Annotated in this window: 17 protein-coding genes and 1 tRNA gene; 5 read left to right on the forward strand and 13 right to left on the reverse strand. The window is 62.4% G+C overall.

Annotated elements, in window-relative coordinates; translation table 11 throughout:
* Position 1: 1 nt before the first annotated feature.
* The 7 genes from E7T06_RS00585 to ccsA form a co-directional block, all read right to left on the reverse strand.
* Positions 2–1,045 carry a c-type cytochrome gene (locus tag E7T06_RS00585; RefSeq protein ID WP_240740770.1) on the reverse strand — a complete coding sequence of 348 codons (1,044 nt, stop codon included), beginning with the start codon at positions 1,043–1,045 and terminating at the stop codon, positions 2–4.
* Entirely contained in the window at positions 1,045–1,548 is a 504-nt protein-coding gene (locus tag E7T06_RS00590) for a cytochrome c-type biogenesis protein (RefSeq protein WP_240740771.1), read from the reverse strand. The genes E7T06_RS00585 and E7T06_RS00590 overlap by 1 nt, the downstream gene beginning before the upstream one ends.
* Complete coding sequence (locus E7T06_RS00595) at positions 1,548–2,120, reverse strand: TlpA disulfide reductase family protein (protein ID WP_136363904.1); 573 nt, start codon at positions 2,118–2,120, stop codon at positions 1,548–1,550. The genes E7T06_RS00590 and E7T06_RS00595 overlap by 1 nt, the downstream gene beginning before the upstream one ends.
* A 236-nt stretch (positions 2,121–2,356) precedes the next feature.
* The gene (locus E7T06_RS00600) at positions 2,357–4,354 is read right to left on the reverse strand and encodes a heme lyase CcmF/NrfE family subunit (RefSeq protein ID WP_136363905.1); all 1,998 of its coding nucleotides are present in this window, start codon (positions 4,352–4,354) and stop codon (positions 2,357–2,359) included.
* A gap of 5 nt (positions 4,355–4,359) precedes the next feature.
* A complete protein-coding gene (ccmE, locus tag E7T06_RS00605) occupies positions 4,360–4,836 on the reverse strand; it encodes a cytochrome c maturation protein CcmE (protein ID WP_136363906.1) in 477 nt (158 codons plus the stop codon).
* A gap of 1 nt (position 4,837) precedes the next feature.
* Positions 4,838–5,014 (reverse strand): hypothetical protein, encoded by a 177-nt coding sequence (locus tag E7T06_RS21080; protein WP_168733302.1) that lies wholly within the window; start codon positions 5,012–5,014, stop codon positions 4,838–4,840.
* Positions 5,007–5,747 carry a cytochrome c biogenesis protein CcsA gene (gene ccsA, locus E7T06_RS00610; protein WP_136363907.1) on the reverse strand — a complete coding sequence of 247 codons (741 nt, stop codon included), beginning with the start codon at positions 5,745–5,747 and terminating at the stop codon, positions 5,007–5,009. The genes E7T06_RS21080 and ccsA overlap by 8 nt, the downstream gene beginning before the upstream one ends.
* A gap of 487 nt (positions 5,748–6,234) precedes the next feature.
* On the opposite strand from ccsA, the gene E7T06_RS00615 reads away from it, so the two are divergent.
* Positions 6,235–6,957 carry a hypothetical protein gene (locus E7T06_RS00615; protein WP_136363908.1) on the forward strand — a complete coding sequence of 241 codons (723 nt, stop codon included), beginning with the start codon at positions 6,235–6,237 and terminating at the stop codon, positions 6,955–6,957.
* Between the two features lie 367 nt (positions 6,958–7,324).
* Positions 7,325–8,455, forward strand: a complete 1,131-nt coding sequence (locus tag E7T06_RS00620) for a citrate/2-methylcitrate synthase (RefSeq protein ID WP_136363909.1) — start codon at positions 7,325–7,327, stop codon at positions 8,453–8,455.
* Positions 8,456–8,587: 132 nt separating this feature from the next.
* Here E7T06_RS00620 and E7T06_RS00625 read toward each other — a convergent pair whose 3' ends face one another.
* The 4 genes from E7T06_RS00625 to E7T06_RS00640 all read right to left on the reverse strand — a co-directional run bounded on the left by E7T06_RS00625 (position 8,588) and on the right by E7T06_RS00640 (position 11,498).
* Positions 8,588–9,043 carry a hypothetical protein gene (locus E7T06_RS00625; protein ID WP_136363910.1) on the reverse strand — a complete coding sequence of 152 codons (456 nt, stop codon included), beginning with the start codon at positions 9,041–9,043 and terminating at the stop codon, positions 8,588–8,590.
* Between the two features lie 315 nt (positions 9,044–9,358).
* Complete coding sequence (locus tag E7T06_RS00630) at positions 9,359–10,351, reverse strand: MBL fold metallo-hydrolase (RefSeq protein WP_136363911.1); 993 nt, start codon at positions 10,349–10,351, stop codon at positions 9,359–9,361.
* Positions 10,352–10,386: 35 nt separating this feature from the next.
* The gene (locus E7T06_RS00635; RefSeq protein ID WP_136363912.1) at positions 10,387–10,863 is read right to left on the reverse strand and encodes a metallophosphoesterase family protein; all 477 of its coding nucleotides are present in this window, start codon (positions 10,861–10,863) and stop codon (positions 10,387–10,389) included.
* Positions 10,864–10,943: 80 nt separating this feature from the next.
* Positions 10,944–11,498, reverse strand: coding sequence for a hypothetical protein (locus tag E7T06_RS00640; RefSeq protein WP_240740772.1), 555 nt, complete (start codon positions 11,496–11,498; stop codon positions 10,944–10,946).
* A gap of 96 nt (positions 11,499–11,594) precedes the next feature.
* On the opposite strand from E7T06_RS00640, the gene E7T06_RS00645 reads away from it, so the two are divergent.
* On the forward strand, positions 11,595–13,400 hold the full coding sequence (locus tag E7T06_RS00645; RefSeq protein WP_136363913.1) for a PQQ-binding-like beta-propeller repeat protein: 1,806 nt from the start codon (positions 11,595–11,597) through the stop codon (positions 13,398–13,400).
* Positions 13,401–13,589: 189 nt separating this feature from the next.
* On the opposite strand, the gene E7T06_RS00650 is transcribed toward E7T06_RS00645, so the two are convergent.
* Positions 13,590–13,665 (reverse strand) — tRNA-Ala (locus tag E7T06_RS00650).
* A 163-nt stretch (positions 13,666–13,828) separates the two neighbouring features.
* On the opposite strand from E7T06_RS00650, the gene guaB reads away from it, so the two are divergent.
* Complete coding sequence (guaB, locus tag E7T06_RS00655) at positions 13,829–15,355, forward strand: IMP dehydrogenase (RefSeq protein ID WP_168733308.1); 1,527 nt, start codon at positions 13,829–13,831, stop codon at positions 15,353–15,355.
* 102 nt (positions 15,356–15,457) lie between these two features.
* Positions 15,458–16,117, forward strand: a complete 660-nt coding sequence (locus E7T06_RS00660) for a hemolysin III family protein (protein ID WP_136363914.1) — start codon at positions 15,458–15,460, stop codon at positions 16,115–16,117.
* Positions 16,118–16,238: 121 nt separating this feature from the next.
* Here E7T06_RS00660 and E7T06_RS00665 read toward each other — a convergent pair whose 3' ends face one another.
* Positions 16,239–16,847, reverse strand: coding sequence for a site-2 protease family protein (locus E7T06_RS00665; RefSeq protein WP_136363915.1), 609 nt, complete (start codon positions 16,845–16,847; stop codon positions 16,239–16,241).
* Positions 16,848–16,906 lie beyond the last annotated feature (59 nt).

The raw sequence follows: 16,906 nt of genomic DNA on the forward strand, positions 1-16,906 counted from the left end.
ATCATTCGCCCTCTTTCTGCCACTTTTCCATCAGGTCAAGCAGGCCATTCAGTTCCGCTTCGGTCAGGTTGGGAAAGGCGGGCATGGCTCCGCGCCCGTTGACTGTCACCAGTTTCAGGGCTTCCCGCGTGAGGCTAGAAGCACGCAGGCTGGGGCCGATGCCGCCGCCGCCCGCCGCGCCGTGACAACTGGCGCAACTGGCCGCGTAGACGCGCAGGGCCGGATCGCTGTCGTTCTGGCGGGCGCGAATGGCCGTAATCAGTTCGTCGGCGTCGCGGCCTTTGGGGTCAAGGGTGCGGTAGCTTTCCAGCGCCGTCAGCGCGGCGGCGTCTTCTCCGTAACGGGCCAGTGCGAAGCCCAGCAGCAACTGAGATTCGGCTTCTTTGGGGGCCAGTTGCGCCGCCGTGCGAATCAGTAGAGTGGCGCGTTCGGCGTCACTCTCACTGACCTTTTGCCCAGTCTGATCGCCACGGGTCAGCAGCAAAATCCCCAGTCGGCGCAGGGCTTCGGGTTGGCGGGCGTCCCGTTTCAGCGCGTTCCCGTAAGCCGTCACCGCCTGATCGTATTGCCCGGAATCGAAGGCGGCTTTGCCCCATGCCACGTAATCGGCGTTTTGGGTGGTGCGTTCGGCAGTGCGGCGCAGTTCCGGCAGTTTGAGAACTGCTTGCACGTTCTCGGCCTCGCCCGCGTTCAGGGCGGCCAATTGCCAGCGCGGAACGAAGGTCAAAGCTCCGGCCACCGTCAGGAGCACCACCGCGCCTACGCCGATCAGGGCCAGCGTGCTTGTGCGTTTGGGATTGCCCTGCACAGCGGGCGGCAGGGCATCCAGCCCACGCAGGGTCAGGGCGGCGCGGCGCTCTAAGTCGGGGCGTTTGGGGTCGTCTTCGTGCAACTGCGCCAATTCTGAATATAACCTGTCGCGTTCGGCCAACAAACGGTTACGCTCCGGGGCGTCGGGGTCGTCCGGGGTGGCCTGCCGCAGTGGGGATAGCACCAGCCAAAGCGCCGCGCCCACGATCAGCGCCAGCAACAACACACTCAACATCACGATTTGCCCTCGCTCTGGCCTGTATCGCGCCGCACCTGTGCCAAGAAGGGGTCAAAAGGTTCATCGGCAGTCTGTTCGCCCGCTACAGTCGGAGCTACCGCGCCTTGCTTGCGCCGCAAAAACAGCCACAGCACCGCGCCGCCGCCGCCCAATGCGGCTAAGGGCGCACCCCACAGCAGCAAGTTGCTCCCCTCTTTGGGGGGATCAAGCAACACAAAATTGCCGTACCGCGCCGAAAAGTAGGCGTACACGTCCCGCGCCGAGCGTCCGGCAGCCACCTGTTCGCGCACGCCGCGCAACATTTCGCGGCTGATGTCGTTGGTGCTTTCGGTGATCGGCACGCCAGTACAAATCGGGCAACGGATATTCACGGCAATTTGCCGCGCCTGCGCTTCCTGCTGCGGCGTGAGTGGAGCGGCGGCGAGGGCAGAAGCAGACAGCGCGAAAGCTAGGGCCAACGCCCTTCCCACGCCCCACGTTCCACTACCTACAGCACCCATCAAATCCCCTTCACCCCAATTTTCTCTAGCCCCACATTCAGCCGCTCGCGGGTCAGGCCGCCTCTGTCCATGTGCCGCACCGTGCCAGAAGCGTCTATGAACACAGTTTCGGGAATGCCGCTGACGCCGTAGTTAATGCCCGTTTTGATTCCGGGGTCTTGCAGATTGGGATAGGCCAGCGCGTACTCCTGAATAAAATCGCGGGCGCTCTTTTCGCTGGTTTCTTGAAAGAGCACGCCGATGACCGCTAAGCCCGTGCCCCCCGTTTGGCGCGTACTCAGTTCACGGAACAGCGGCGCTTCTGCACGGCACGGCCCGCACCAAGAGGCCCAGAAATTGACCACCACAGGCCGCCCCTTCAGCGAAGCGAGGCTGAGGCTGGAGCCGTCAAGCGTGTTCAGCACGAACGCGGGCGCGGGCTTGCCCACCAGCGGGCCGCCATCGGTGGCGTTGCGGGAGGGACTGAACAAGGCCAATCCCAAGACGACCACCAACGAGGCCGCCAACACAGGCGGAACGAAGCGCCGCCAAGCGGGAGGGGTTGCGGATTTGGTTGGAGGAGTGTGGGTCATTGGGTTCTCTCTTGTCTTTGCCCTCGCCCCTTGTGGGAGAGGGGCGCTGCGTATGCAGCGGGGTGAGGGGGTGAGCGGAGCGATTGCCGTTCCACACAGGGTCTAAGGGTGGCTCGTGAACCTTGGTGTTCGGCTCCCTCTCCCTTGAGGGGGGAGGGCTGGGGAGGGGGTGAATAAGCGCAGCGATTGCAGTTCCTAGACCCTTAGACGCCTTTCGCACCAGCCGACACCAACGCCTAATCCGTCGCGGGAGCCAGTCCAGACGGCACGCGCCGCGCCTGCATCTGCCGGGGCGACACCAGCGTCAGGCCCGCGCCGAGGCACACGATCAACGTTCCCCACCAGATCCACGACACCAGCGGGCTTTCGATCAGGCGCACGCTGACCCATTTGCCTCCGGGGTCGATGCTGGTCAGCACAAGGTAGGTGTCGGTCAGCGCTCCATACCGCACGGCGGGGGCAGGAAAGAACGTGCCGGGCGCTTGACGGAAGGTGTTCAGGCGGGCTTCGAAGGCACGGCCATCGATCAGCACGCGGGCAATGGCGCTGCTGCCGTAGGGCTTGTCTTCTTGGCGGAGAGAAATCAGTTGCACTTGCTCGTGCAGGAGGGCTTTGGGAGCCGCGCCCACATTCAGCGAAGCCTGAGCGTCGCCCCGGTAAGCACCGCTGAAGGCCAGCCCCAGCGCCAGCACCGCCAGCCCGATGTGTGCGGTGTACGCCCCGTAGCGGCGCGGTTGCTCCCGTACCAGTGCGAGGAAACCGCCGCTTTGACGGCCTTCGCGGCGTTGTTTGAGGGCGCGGCCCGTGAGGAGCGCCAATCCCAGCACGTTGTAGGCCGCCAGCGCCACCGTTGCCAACACACCTGCACTGCGTACACCCAGCACGAACGCCAAGGCTGCCGCGCCCACACCCACGATCAGCAGGGGCCGCAGTGCCCGCCAAAACGTTTGTCCATCGGCCCTGCGCCAAGGTAGGAGTGGCCCCACACCCATCATCAGCATCAGGCCGAGGCCCAGCGGAATAGCGAAGGCGTTGTAGAATGCTGGCCCCACGCTGGCGTCGCGGCGGCCCTGCACGGCCTCGATGAAGGTGGGAAACAGCGTGCCCACCAGCACCATCACGGCAAACACCACAAACAGCCAGTTGCCCGCCAAGAAGGCTCCCTCGCGGCTGAGGGCCGAGGGTGGGTCTCCATCATCCCGAAGTTGGGGCGCACGCCACGCCGCCAGCCCGATTCCGGCCACCAACAGGAAGGCCAAAAAGCCGAGGAAGACTGGCCCCACCGGGCCACCCGCGAAGGCATGCACACTCTGCACGATGCCGCTGCGGTTCAGAAACGTGCCCAGTACCGTACTCGCGTAGGCCAGCACGATCAGCCACACGTTCCAAGAGCGCATCAGCCCGCGCCGTTCCTGAATCTGCACGCTGTGCAGGAAGGCGGTGGTCAGGAGCCACGGAATAAAGCTGGCATTTTCTACCGGGTCCCACGCCCAGTAGCCGCCCCAGCCCAACGTTTCGTAGCTCCACCAGCCGCCCGCCACAATTGCAGCGGTCAGGAAGACCCACGCCACCAGCGTCCAGCGCCGCGTGACCGTGACCCAGTGATCGCTGAGGCGACCCGTAACCAGCGCGGCCACCGCGTAGGCAAACGGCACGCTGAGGCCCACGAAGCCCAGATACAGCAAGACCGGATGGACGGCCATCATCCAGTGGTTTTGCAGCGCGGGGTTGGGACCGCGTCCATCGGCCAGCAGGGTAGCCACAGGCGTAAACGGAGAAGCCACCGTCGCGCACACGCCCACGAAGAACAGCAGGCTGGCAAACATGGCCGCCAATGCCCAAGGCCGCAGCGAATCGCGCCGCAAGGTCAAACTCAGGATGAACGTGAAGCCCGCCAGCAGCCACGCCCACAGCAACACGCTGCCTTCCAGCGCCCCCCACAGGCTCGTGATTTTGACCCAAGTCGGAGAAGACCGCATGGAATGTTCGGCCACGTACCGCACCGAAAAGTCGTCGCGCAGCAGGGCCGTCATCAGGACGAGGGCGGCCAAAGACACCAGCGCGAATACGGCCCAAGTGGAGCGCCGCGCCGCTTCGGTGGCCCGTGCATCGGCCCGGACGCCGCCCAGTACGGCCAGCCATGCACCCGCCAGCGTAAAGGCGAGGGCGGCCAACAGCGCCAGTTGTCCCAGCGCCCCCATCGGACTGGACGAAAATGAAATCAGATTCAGCATGAGGCTTACTCCGTGCGCTGGAGCAGGTCTTTGAGTTCGGCCTGCGTCTTGGGAACGTTGTACTCTTCGCTGTGCTTGACCACCAATTCACGCGCATGGAAGGTATCGCCCGTAAACTCGCCGCGCACCACCACGCCCTGATTTTCCTTAAACAGGTCGCTGACTGCGCCGTTGTAGGTCACCGGAAAGCTGGCCCCGCCGTCGGTGACCGTAAACTTCAGATCCAGCGTTTGCGGGTTGTACTGCACGGCCTTCACCAGCCCGCCAATGCGGATCGGGCGGCCTTCCAGTTCGGTGCGTTGCTGCACATACTCGCTGGGGGTCACAAAATATTCCAAACTTTTGCCCAGATTTCCAAAGGCGATAAACCCGGTCAGGCCCACCAACGCCACCACGCCCAGCACCACAGGCAGCGGGCTACGCTTGCGGCGGCGGGCAGGCGGCAGCGGCGAGGAGGGTGGGGGAGAGGCGGGAACGGTCATGTCAGCCTCTCTTGCCCAAACTGCTGGCGGGTGTGCTGGCGGGTGTTCCGCCCTGTTCGGCCATTCCGGCTTCGTCCCGTGTGGCCCGCAGGCGTTGCGCCAACCACACCAAATACGCGCCCAGCAGCACTAGCGTCACCACGTACACCACGATCACGTATACGGCGTACTTATCCATGTTGGGCACTCTGTCCGGCAGCTTGCGGCGTCAGGCCAGTCAACTCACCTTGAAGATCGTTCATCAGTTCTCGTTCCTCGCGGGCATCGTCGCGGGCAGCCACGATGCCGCGCACGCGCAGAAGGTAGATGTACAGCAGGGTAAAAGCAGCGGTAGCGATCAGCAGCACCCAGCCGTAAATCGGCGCGGCGTCGAAGCGCACTTTGCCCAGCAGCTTGAGCGTCTGCGTCTGGTGTACGCCGCGCCACCATTCCACCGCCATGTAATTGATCGGAATGTACAGCGTGCCCACGATGCCCACCACCGCCGACACACGGGCGCGGCGTTCGGGATCGTCGATCATGGCGCGAATGAGCAGGTAGCCGCCGTACACGACCAAGCTCAGGGCGGTGGTGGTCAGGCGGGCATCCCAGACCCAGTAGGTGCCCCAAGTCGGCTTGGCCCACAGCATTCCGCCCACGATGGTTGCCACCGTAAACAGCACGCCCAGTTCTCCACTTGCCATCGCCAGCCTGTCCCAGCGGCGCTTACGTGTTATCAGGTACAGCAGCCCAAACAGGCCCGTGCCGCCATAAGCGAGGTAACTGACCCATGCGGTGGGCACATGCACGAACATCAGGCGCACCAGCGAACCCTGATTCACGTCCAGCGGCGAACTGAGGCCGAGGCCCACTGCGACGAGCAGCAGCAGCAGGGTCACGGCCCCCAGTGGGGTGGTTACGCGGTCTTTCATCTTCACACTCCCTATTCTGATCCGCGCCCTTCAGCGTTACCGTAATGCCTGACCGGGCGGGCGATCCGTCTTCTGTACCTGTCATTCCTAATTTGGTGGCGTCGAGGTGGTTTGGTTCCTGTCTTCCCTACTGCCACAGCATGCCGCTTGCGCCCTCTCAAACCAAGTGCGAGTGTCCCCCGCCGCACGGATCTAGTGTTATGGAAACAGGTTGGAAGGTCTTTGCCGAAAGCTGGCATGGGGTGGCCGCATTGATCGGCAGGGCCGGGTGTGCAGTAATGAAATAGAGGCCGTACCAGAGCTAGCCAGAGCCGCCAACGTCCTGCTGACTCTGGGGTAACTTAGAAACCGTGAGTGTGAAAAATTTACATAACATGCTCTTCAAGTCATCCGCTAAGCTATGGAGTCACCCTTTCCCCTTCAATTCAAGCCAGTCCAATTCATGCCACTCCGATTCATGCGAGTCCCAGCTCACCGAGGAACACTTATGCCTATCAACCGCTCTGCCTTGACACTTTCCGTTGCTGCCCTGTCTGCCGCCCTACTGCTAAATGCCTGTGCGCCTGCCCAAAGCAGCGGCCCCGCACTTGATCCGGCCACTTTTGTACCTGCTCCCGGCGAAGTCTTTACGGGCATAGACGATGTGGGCGACATGGGCCTGTGGATGATTACCAAAGACCTGAAAAACGCGACTTGGCTGGGCGAACAATATAAGGGCCGCACCCTACGCGAACCCGTCAACGTGATCCTGATCGACAAGTTCGCTACCACGCCTGAGCAGGCTACCGCCCGCATGTTGGACGGCATGAACAAAGCGGGCTACGGCCCTAAAGGTGGGCATAGCACCGGCTATTCCGGCTACCTGAATGGCCGCCTGTACGCCCAATATCCGCAGGGCAACGGCGAGGCGTTCAGCGACGGCAACTGGTGGCAAAGCAACAATCACGGCCGCATGTTCGGCCCAGTCAAAACCAGCGGCGGCTACGTGTTCATCGGCGCGGTCAGCGGCGAAGATTTCCGCTTGCTGCCCAATCCCGGCCACCCCTTCAACAATTTCATGGTGGCCCGCGAAAACTTTGCCGATAAATTGACGGCCAACACGGTGTTCAAGAAGAAAGGCTACATCGACCTGAAAGCCAAAATTGATACGGCCACCGAGACGACGGCAGATCATGACGGCTGCGCGGTGATTCTCGTCGCACGCGAGTAAAGGATATCTAAGGGTCTAGGGTCTGAGGGAAGGCAATCGCTGGGGCTCACTCCCCCCCTCCCCCCTCAAGGGGGAGGGAGCTAAACAAAGCTTGTGGCTCTTGCTTTTGCCCTCGCCCCTTGTGGGAGAGGGGCGCTGCGCCAGCAGCGGGGTGAGGGGAAGTGAGCGAAGCGATTGCCCTCCCTTAGGCCCTGAGCCCTCGACCCTTAGACCGCCCCACCCACAACCTCCCCCCAACAGCAGGGCCAGGCCACCCCGGATCGGCCCTGTTCTATTGACTCCTGTTGTCACCACAGCAGGAACGCTCAGGCTTTCTGACCGGCTTCTGAACCGCCCCGGCCCTGACCGGTGGTATGTTGGGCGCAACATGACAGATATCGCCAAGGGGCTGGAAGGCGTCCTCTTCACCGAGAGCAAGCTGACCTTTATCAACGGAACCGAGGGCATCCTCACCCATTTGGGCATTCCCATTCAGGAGTGGGCCGAAAACAGTACCTTCGAGGAACTGAGTTTTGCCCTGCTGCACGCCCGATTGCCCAACGCCGCAGAATTGGCGAAGTTTGACGCCGATTTGCGGGCCAACCGCGCCTTGCCTGAAAAATTGGTGGAAGAAATCGCCACTTTCCCCAAGCATGCTCACCCGATGCAGACGCTCCGCACGGCGGTCAGTTACCTCGCGCTGTTTGACCCACAGGCTGAGGACACCACGCCGGAAGGCCGCTACGACATCAGCTTGCGCCTGATTGCCCAGATGTCCACCATTATTGCCGCCAGTGCCCGCACCCGCGAAGGCCAAGCCATCGTTGCGCCACGCATGGATCTCACGCACGCCGCCAACTTTTTGTACATGCTGACGGGCAAAGAGCCGACGCCCGAACAGGCCCGCTTGTTCGACATCGCGCTCGTGCTGCACGCCGATCATGGCATGAACGCCAGCACCTTTACCGCCATTGCCACCTCTTCAACGCTCAGCGACACTTATTCCTGCATCGTGTCGGCCATTGGCGCACTGAAAGGGCCGCTACACGGCGGAGCCAACGAAGCCGTAATGGACATGCTGGACGAAGTAGGCACGCCTGACAAGGCCGCCGCGTATATCAACGGCAAGCTTGACCGCAAAGAGAAGATCATGGGTGTGGGCCACCGCGTCTACAAATACTTCGATCCCCGTTCCCGCGTGTTGCGCGACTACGCCGAGCATGTAGCGAACAAAGAAGGCAAAAGCACCTACTACCAGATTCTCGAAACCATCGAGAAGACGGTGGTGGAGCGCATCGGCTCCAAGGGCATCTACCCCAACGTCGATTTCTACAGCGGCACCGTGTACAGCGATCTTGGTATCCGCAAGGAATACTTCACGCCCATTTTTGCGCTGGCCCGGATCAGCGGGTGGTGCGCCAGCGTGAACGAGTACACCAAAGACAACCGTTTGCTGCGCCCCGATGCGGTGTACACCGGGGCCACCGACGCGCATTACGTGAAGCTGCAAGACCGGTAAGGATGGTCTAAGGGTCGAGGGTTGAAGAGTCTGAGAAAGGGCTAGGACGACTTCAAGACATAGAAACAGCAGGGCCAGAGATGCTTATTCTCTGGCCCGCCTTCATCTGTTCCCACTCACCACTTACCGCCGTCAGGCACTCATGCCCTTGCCCCCGTGCAGCGTCCGTTCTACCGCCTGCGTCACCTCGGCCTCAAAGCGGCGCAGGTGTTCATTCAGGCGGTCTAACTCGGCTTCCCCCAAATCGGGCAGCCACAGCACGGCGCGGCCCAATACGGCAAAAGCCACGACTGGCGCGTCAACGGGCGAATCGTCGTCGTCATCTTCAACGGGGTCTAGAATCAGCGCTCCGTAGTCCAGTCCTTGGTTCATCAGGTTCATGCCGATCAAAATGTCGGGCAGGCTTTCTTCTTCTACAAACAGGTCGAGGTCGAGGTGCAGCCGCACCAGCACGCCGCCCCGGTGATCCGGTTCAGTAAACAGCGCCACGCGGCTTTCTCCGTACTGAACCAGTGCGCCGTCTTCCATCGTCTCCACGGCCAGTCCAGTTGCCGTCAACGCGCTCACGATGCGCCCCAGTTCCGTCATGCGCGGAGTATAGAGCCGAGAAGGTCAGAGTTCTGAGGCTTGGGCGGGATTCGGGGGGCGATTGCGGTTACTGGGTGGCCCCCTCACCCCGCTGATGCTCAGCGCCCCTCGCCCACAAGGGGCGAGGGCGAACAGACAAGGGTTGGCATCTAGGGCTGTTGCTCCCTCTCCCTTGTCTGGGACAGTCCGAAGGGAGGGGGGAGGGCCGGGGAGGGGGTGAATGAGCAAAGCGATTGCCCTTCCGCCCTATCTTAGACCCTTAGACTAAGCCCCCAGAGCCGCCCTCCCCACTCACTACTTACCACTGACGGTTTTCTACCCGTGATACACCCACCCCCCATCCTGCCAAGTGCGGGCCAGTTGCCCCAGCAGGCGCAGATGCTCGGCGTGGGCCAGCGTTTCGGCCAGCGCAAAACGGCGGCCACTGGTGTTCAGATCGCGGTTGAACATCGCCAGAGACAGGCCGTAGGCGGTACGAGGCTCGGCGGTGGCCTCGGCGCGAATGAAGTCCAGCCGCTCATGGTGGTGGCCGCGCAACTGGCGGGCGCGGGCCTGCACGCCGTCCATCACCGGGCCGTGATGCCCGACAACGGCCAAGCGGGGATTCAGCGCCTCCAGTTTGCCCAGCGTTTGCAGGTAGTCGCCCAGAGGATCGGGCCGCGTGTAGGCATACAGGCCGATATTGGGGCTGATGCGCGGCAAAATGGCGTCCCCAGCAATCAAAATCGAATCGGGTTCGTTCCATAAACCCAAGTGTCCGTCGGCGTGTCCGGGCAGCCACAGCACTTCCCATTCGCGGCCCGCCAACGTCACATGTTGGCCTTCGCGCAGGGGTTGTACGCGGGTGGCAGGCTGAACGCGGGTGCGGCCCCGGCGACTGTCGGCCTCCAACGTCGCCAGCAGTTCGGGCGGCAGGCCGTGATCCTGCATATGCTTGATGTGCCCCGGCAGCCAGTCTTCCCACATGTGCCAGTACCGCTCACCGCGTCCGATTTCCACGTCCAGCATGAACACGCCTGCGCCGCTGCGTTCCTCGATCACGCCCGCCAAGCCGTAGTGGTCGGGGTGATGGTGCGTGATGATGACGCGCTCTATATCAGGCCAGTGCAGGCCCAGTTCGCTCAGGCCGTCTTCTATGGCCTGCCGCGCTTCAGGGGTGTCCAGCGCCGTGTCGATCATGGTGACCGGGCTTTGGCCGCCGCCCGTATCAATCAGTACCGTCACCGTCTTCATAGGGTAAGGAATCGGCACCTGCAAGGCGTGCAAGGTGCCGATGATGGGGGTCAGCAGGGGCGCGGCGGCAGTCATAGGGGCGAGCGTAGCACCCGGCCCACACGCGGCCCCTAAACCTCCAGCGTGACAGGCTCGGCCGTGATCTGGCCGCCACTGAGATGCAGCCACGCGCACGCTATAGGCAGCCGAAAGCGGCGCGGCCCCACCGAACCCGGATTGAGAAACAGCACGCCGCCCCGCTGCTCCAGCTTGGGCTGGTGCGTATGCCCACTGATGACCACTTGCACGCCCGCCACTTCCGGCACGAGGTCTAGCGTGTTCAGGTCGTGCAACAGGTACACCCACACGCCGCCCAGTTCCAGCAGCAGGGTTTTGGGCAGGGCGTTTAGAGGGGCCACGCGGTCTACGTTGCCGCGTATCGCATACACCTTCCCTGATGTGGCGTCCCCCAACGCTTCCAAAATCTCTGGCCGTCCCACATCGCCCGCATGGAGTACCACGTCTGCTTGCCGCACCAATGCCACGACTTCTGGCCGCAACAGGCCGTGCGTATCCGAGATCACCAAGACCTTCTGGCCCACCTTCATCACCCCTCCCCCGTAAGTTAAAGGAAAAATAAAAGCCGCGCCTCCCAGTGCAGGGGCGCGGCTTTCCTAAGTTCTTCGGATTACATCAAGCGCTTCATGATGGCTTGCAGGCTGGCGCTGTCCTTCCACGCCATGCCTTTCTCGACGTAGGTGCGGGCGCTGTCCATATCGCCGCGCTGGAGGGCCAAGTAGGCCAGTTTAGCAGCGCTCAAGGAGGCGTACTCTTTCTCGGTGTCGTTCAGTTCGCCCAGTTTGTCCCACGCGTTGTAGGCGTTGATCCACCACTGGGTCTTGGTGTACAGCTGAGCCAAGTAGGCGTTGTAGTCGCGGTTGGTGGCTTCGGTGGTGGCGGCCACGTAGGCGGCGTCTACGGCAGCCTTCCAGAGGGTGCGGTCATAGAAGGACACGGGGTAGGCCACGTCGGCCTGCACGGCGTATTCCTGCGCCTTACCAAACGCTTCGCTGGCGCTCATGGGCATTGCCATGGTCGCGTCGGTCATCGTGGTGTCGGTGGTGGTTTCCGTCGTGGTTGTTTCGGTGGTGGTAGGAGTCTCGGTGGTTGTGGGGGTGGTGGTGTCCTGCGCAGCGGCGAGGCCAGCAAGCGCGAACGCGGTCAGCATGAGAATCTTCTTCATAACGAAACGCATCTTAAGGGCTACCCTAGCGGGCGTCCACCTCTTCACGCCCGACCCGCCTCACCGTAAAGGCAATGTAAAGGAGCTTACCTTCAAATGAGAAAACTTCACTCGAAACTCACAAGCCTGACCCTCACCACCGGCCTCCTGCTGGCCGTGCAGGGTGCGTCGGCCCAAACCACCGTGCCACGCGCTACGCCTGCCCCTACCACCAACCCCGCCACCACCCCTGCTACAACCCAACCGGGTTCCAATCAGCCTGCTCGCCCCGCCGCTTCTGCTGCGGTGGCCGTCCCCACTGCCGCGCCGCAAGTGGCTTGGTTCAAGGAACTGCGCGTGCTGTCGGGCGTTGCCGTCTCCGACACCGGAGATTTGGTCTTTGTGGGCGCAGATGCCCGCATTCACCGCACCGATGCACGCGGCGTGGAGAAGTGGAACTATGCCACAGGAGACATAGGCCGCGCTCACCCCATCATGACCCCCGACGGCAAAGTGATCGCCGCTTCCTACGACGATTATTTGTATTCGCTGGACGCTGCCGGAAAACTGCTGTGGCGTGTCAGGCTGGACGGCGACCTGTTTGCCAGCCCCGCCCTGCGTGCCGATGGCAGCGTGATCGCCACCACAGCGGGCGGCAGCGTGTACGCCGTTTCTCCTGCCGGAAAGATTCTGTGGACGCTGAAAATCGCCGCGCCCATCTTCAGCAGTCCGGCCATTGCGCCCGACGGCACGATCTACTTTGGCGGCCAAGACAACCGCATGCACGCCCTGACGCCCGAAGGTAAGCTGAAATGGGCCTTCACTGCCGGATCGTTGGTGTTCAGTAGCCCCGCTGTAGACGCGCAGGGCAACGTGTATTTCGGTTCCAGTGACCGCCGAATCTATGCCGTAGGGCCAGACGGCAAGGTGCGCTGGTCCAAGCCTACGGGCCTGTTCGTGAATGCCAGCCCGATCATCACCAGCAGCGGTCTTGTGGTGGTGGGCAGCTACGACGGCAGCCTGTATGCCATCAACACCACCGGCGAAACCGAGTGGACGTACAAGGCAGGTGCGCCCATTGCCGCGCCCGCTGTGGAACTCAGCGACGGCACGGTTGTCGTGGGCGACCTGAGCGGCACGCTGCACGCGGTGGGCAAGGCGGGGCAAGCCATCTGGACGCTCAAAACGGGCAAAAAGATGGATACGGGCGTGGCTGTCAGCGATCAGGGCATGCTGTATTTCGTGACCGAAGGCGGCGGCCTAAGCGCCCTTGCCAAACAGCGCCCACTGGCCGACGGCGCATGGACGATGTTCCGGGGCGTGCCGAGTGGCTGGGGCCGTGTGCTGACGCCCGCCGAAGCTCAAGCCCGCACACTGGCCCGCCGCGCCGCTGCAGCGGCGATGTTAGCCACGTTGCCGCCCGCGCCCACGACTCCTACCACCCCGGTCACGCCGCCCCGCCCGACTCAACCCACCACGCCGACGACGCCAACCCCACCCAAGCCGCCTGTTGTCGTCACTCCGCCCGCGCCCGTTGTCCCTGTGCTGACGCCCGCGCAATTGGCCGGGGCCGCTGCTACAGGCGCACGTCTAGAGGCCGGACTAGTCTACTTGCCTCTCACGCCCGCTGCCGGAGCCTTGGGCCTAACGGTACGGGTGCAGACGCCACGCACGGCCACGCTGGCCGCCAACGCCGCCGATGGGGGCCAAGTCGTGCCGGTGCGAATGCTGAATAAAGTGGCGTATGTGTCACTGGCGGCGCTGGCCAAGCTGTCCGGAACCCAAGTGACGCTGACTCAAACGCCTGCGCCCGCCGTCACGTTCACCCGTGCAGGCCGCGTGACTGCCTTCCCGCTGAATCTGCCCAAAGTCACGCCGCTTAAGCCTGTGCCGGAGTATCCAGACGTGATCGTGCGGAAGTAGGGGGTCTCGTGAAACCTTGTTTTTGCTCCCTCACCCTTGAGGGGGGAGGGTAGGGGAGGGGGTGAGTGAGCAACGCGAATGCCCTTCTTAGACCCTTAGACCAACCCCCCCCCGCCAACCCAATCCACAAAAAACCCGCCGTCACAGGCGGGCTTTCTTGTACCAAGACCAACTCGGACTGCTCTTTTCTGGTGGAGTCGAGGGGGATCGAACCCCTGACCTCGTCATTGCGAACGACGCGCTCTCCCAGCTGAGCTACGACCCCACACCTTGCCCCCCACACTTTGCCCTAAGCGGCGACAGAAAATCTAGCATGAGGCCCCGGAGCCTGCAAGCAGCACGGCAATCTAAGGGTACGGGCTGTCGGTGGCCCACAGGTGTGGACACCGTCACCGCACAAGGCAGCCCATCAGAGTAAACTCCGGGCCATGAGTGCGCCAACGACACACCCGACTGCCCCCAACTTACCCGGTGAAACGCTGGGCAGTGGGTCAGACCGATTTAATTACAAATTTGCACAAGAAGGCATTACCTTCGACGATGTATTGTTGCAGCCCCGGCATTCTACCGTATTGCCGCACGAAGTGAACGTGGAAGCCCAACTGACCCGCCGCGTGCGCCTGAATATCCCGTTCGTGTCGGCGGCGATGGACACCGTGACCGAATTGGCGATGGCCGTTGCGATGGCCCGTGAAGGCGGCATCGGCGTGATTCACAAGAACATGACGATAGACGCACAGGCCGAAATGGTACGCAAGGTGAAGCGCAGCGAAAGCGGCATGATCGTAGACCCGATTACGCTGCCGCCGCACGCCACCGTGGGCGACGCTGACCGCCTGATGGGCGAATACCGCATCAGCGGCGTGCCCATCACCGATCCAAATGGGTTGCTGCTGGGCATCATCACCAACCGCGACATGCGCTTTATAGATGACCTGACCACGCCCATTGCCGACGTGATGACCCGCGAAAATCTGATTACAGTGCCGGTGGGAACCACGCTGGAGCAGGCGCACGAGATGTTCAAGCGCAACCGCATCGAGAAACTGCTGGTCACCGATGAGGGCGGCATGTTGCGCGGCCTGATCACCATCAAAGACCTGACCAAACGCGTGAAATACCCCCGCGCCGCCAAAGACCACTTGGGCCGTCTGCGGGTGGCTGCCGCCATTGGCGTGAGTGCCGACCTGATGGACAGGGCCGCCGCGTTGGTGCAGTCGGGCGTAGACGTGCTGGTGCTGGATAGCGCTCACGGCCACAGCCAAGGCATCCTAAACGCCCTGAGCCGCGTGAAAGAGCAGTTTGACGTGGACGTGATCGCCGGAAACATTGCCACCAAAGCGGGAGCTAGAGACCTGATTTTGGCCGGTGCAGACGCAATTAAGGTGGGCATCGGGCCGGGTTCGATCTGCACCACCCGCATCGTCACAGGCGTCGGTGTGCCCCAGATCACCGCCATTTTTGAAGCCAGCGGTGTGGCGCAGGAAGCTGGGATTCCCGTCATCGCAGACGGCGGCATCAAGCAAACGGGCGACGTGCCCAAGGCCATTGCCGCCGGAGCCAGTATCGTGATGATGGGCAGCATGTTGGCCGGAACCGACGAATCTCCGGGTGAAACCGTGCTGCGCGATGGCCGCCGCTACAAGAGCTACCGGGGTATGGGCAGCCTTGGCGCAATGGATCAGGGCAGCAGTGACCGCTATTTCCAGTCGGGCAGCCGCAAGTTTGTCCCCGAAGGCATTGAGGGCATCGTGGCTTACCGGGGGACGGCCAGCGAAGTCATCTATCAATTTGTGGGCGGTTTACGGAGCAGTATGGGCTACTGCGGCGCACCCGATTTGCAGGCCATGCGCGACCATGCCCAGTTTGTACGGATCACGGGGGCCAGCCTCGTGGAAAGCCACCCACACGGCGTGACCATTACGCGGGAAGCGCCGAATTACGGCGGCAAGTAAGCTTCTTGCCCCCGTGTCCACATCCCTGTGTCTAAACGAGCGGCTTTGCACTGTGTCCCCTTTCCTACACCCCACATCCACGGGCGCACTACCCTAGAGCTTATGAACCGACTGCCTTCTCCCCGCGAGCCTGTGAACGCCCTGACCCACTGGGCGGGAGCGGCTGCGGCCCTGATTGTGCTGGGGCCGCTGCTGTGGTGGGCGCACTCGCGCGCGCTGAGCCTGTGGCCTTTCGTGGTGTTCGGCGTCAGTATGGTGGCGCTCTACGCGGCCTCGGCCAGCTACCATTCCTTCCGGGCAGGCGAGCGCGGGCTGCTGTGGCTCCGCAAGTTGGATCACGCCGGAATTTTCTTGCTGATCGCCGGAAGCTATACCCCGGTGGCCTACTACGGCCTAGAAGGCGTGTGGCGCGAAGCCGTGCTGTGGGTCATCTGGGGCATCGCTTTGGCCGGAATTACCCTCAAGCTCGTTACCATGCGCCTGCCCCGCTGGATCAGTACGCTGCTCTACGCGGGCATGGGCTGGACGGCCTTGGCCCTGATGCCGCAACTGGTGAAGAATTTGCCCCCAGTGGCTATCTTCTGGCTGGCCGCAGGCGGCGTGATGTACTCGGTGGGCGCAGTCGTCTACGGCACCAAGCGCTGGCTGCCCGGCCCACGCGGACGCATGTTTCCCAAACATTGGGGTTTTCATGAAGTCTGGCACCTGTTCGTGTTGGGCGGAACGGCGGCGCATGTGGCGATGATGTTTAGCTTAAGCTGACCCCGATCAAGTTCCACCGCTTGCTTATCAAATGAAACACCGCCCCACTCTCTAGCTGGGGGCGGTGTTTAATTGTTGCTTCTGATCGCCAGTTCATGCCGATCAGGGCAGGCGATTAGGCCTACCCCACAATGCCTAATACCCAAGTTTGTACGGTGCGAATGATTCCGTTGATAGGTTCGCGGGCCAGAAAGATAAAGCCCATGACCAATAAGAAGCTAAACGGCAGTGCTTCAAATTGCGCGAGGCTGCGGCCCAATGACGGCACGAGTGCGCCCAGAATGCGGCTGCCATCCAACAGAGGGATAGGAATGAGATTGAAGACGGCCAACACGACATTGATGCCTAGAACGGTGAGCAAGACCTGAAACGTCAAGTCGTTTTGGGGCAGGACACGCAGCAAAATGGCGGCAACAAAAGCAATGAGCAGGTTGCTGATAGGGCCTGCTGCCGACACCCAGAGTACGCCCCAGCGCCCCAAATTGGCCGGATTGATGGGCACAGGCTTGGCGAATCCGAAGCCTGCCACCAAGAGCAGCAGCGTGCCCAGCGGGTCGAGGTGCTTGCCCGGATTGAGGGTGACTCGCCCGTAGCGGCGCGGTGTGGGGTCTCCCAATTTATCGGCCACATACGCATGGGCAAATTCGTGCACGGTCAGGGACAGGGCGAGAGCCAGCGCGATAATGACGAACGCGGTAGGGTTGGAGTTCAGCAGACTGAGAAGGCCCATAGACTCAGCATTCTATGGGCAAGCCGCAGCGCGAACAGAGACCATTCTTCCCACCCGTT

The organism is Deinococcus sp. Arct2-2, from assembly GCF_004801315.1.
Classification (GTDB): domain Bacteria; phylum Deinococcota; class Deinococci; order Deinococcales; family Deinococcaceae; genus Deinococcus.

Bases quoted from the DNA above. Each gene is read 5' to 3' on its own strand.
- E7T06_RS00585 (WP_240740770.1), bottom strand. From the start codon at position 1,045: ATGTTGAGTGTGTTGTTGCTGGCGCTGATCGTGGGCGCGGCGCTTTGG.
- E7T06_RS00590 (WP_240740771.1), bottom strand. From the start codon at position 1,548: ATGGGTGCTGTAGGTAGTGGAACGTGGGGCGTGGGAAGGGCGTTGGCC.
- E7T06_RS00595 (WP_136363904.1), bottom strand. From the start codon at position 2,120: ATGACCCACACTCCTCCAACCAAATCCGCAACCCCTCCCGCTTGGCGG.
- E7T06_RS00600 (WP_136363905.1), bottom strand. From the start codon at position 4,354: ATGCTGAATCTGATTTCATTTTCGTCCAGTCCGATGGGGGCGCTGGGA.
- ccmE (WP_136363906.1), bottom strand. From the start codon at position 4,836: ATGACCGTTCCCGCCTCTCCCCCACCCTCCTCGCCGCTGCCGCCTGCC.
- E7T06_RS21080 (WP_168733302.1), bottom strand. From the start codon at position 5,014: ATGGATAAGTACGCCGTATACGTGATCGTGGTGTACGTGGTGACGCTA.
- ccsA (WP_136363907.1), bottom strand. From the start codon at position 5,747: ATGAAAGACCGCGTAACCACCCCACTGGGGGCCGTGACCCTGCTGCTG.
- E7T06_RS00615 (WP_136363908.1), top strand. From the start codon at position 6,235: ATGCCTATCAACCGCTCTGCCTTGACACTTTCCGTTGCTGCCCTGTCT.
- E7T06_RS00620 (WP_136363909.1), top strand. From the start codon at position 7,325: ATGACAGATATCGCCAAGGGGCTGGAAGGCGTCCTCTTCACCGAGAGC.
- E7T06_RS00625 (WP_136363910.1), bottom strand. From the start codon at position 9,043: ATGACGGAACTGGGGCGCATCGTGAGCGCGTTGACGGCAACTGGACTG.
- E7T06_RS00630 (WP_136363911.1), bottom strand. From the start codon at position 10,351: ATGACTGCCGCCGCGCCCCTGCTGACCCCCATCATCGGCACCTTGCAC.
- E7T06_RS00635 (WP_136363912.1), bottom strand. From the start codon at position 10,863: ATGAAGGTGGGCCAGAAGGTCTTGGTGATCTCGGATACGCACGGCCTG.
- E7T06_RS00640 (WP_240740772.1), bottom strand. From the start codon at position 11,498: ATGAAGAAGATTCTCATGCTGACCGCGTTCGCGCTTGCTGGCCTCGCC.
- E7T06_RS00645 (WP_136363913.1), top strand. From the start codon at position 11,595: ATGAGAAAACTTCACTCGAAACTCACAAGCCTGACCCTCACCACCGGC.
- guaB (WP_168733308.1), top strand. From the start codon at position 13,829: ATGAGTGCGCCAACGACACACCCGACTGCCCCCAACTTACCCGGTGAA.
- E7T06_RS00660 (WP_136363914.1), top strand. From the start codon at position 15,458: ATGAACCGACTGCCTTCTCCCCGCGAGCCTGTGAACGCCCTGACCCAC.
- E7T06_RS00665 (WP_136363915.1), bottom strand. From the start codon at position 16,847: ATGGGCCTTCTCAGTCTGCTGAACTCCAACCCTACCGCGTTCGTCATT.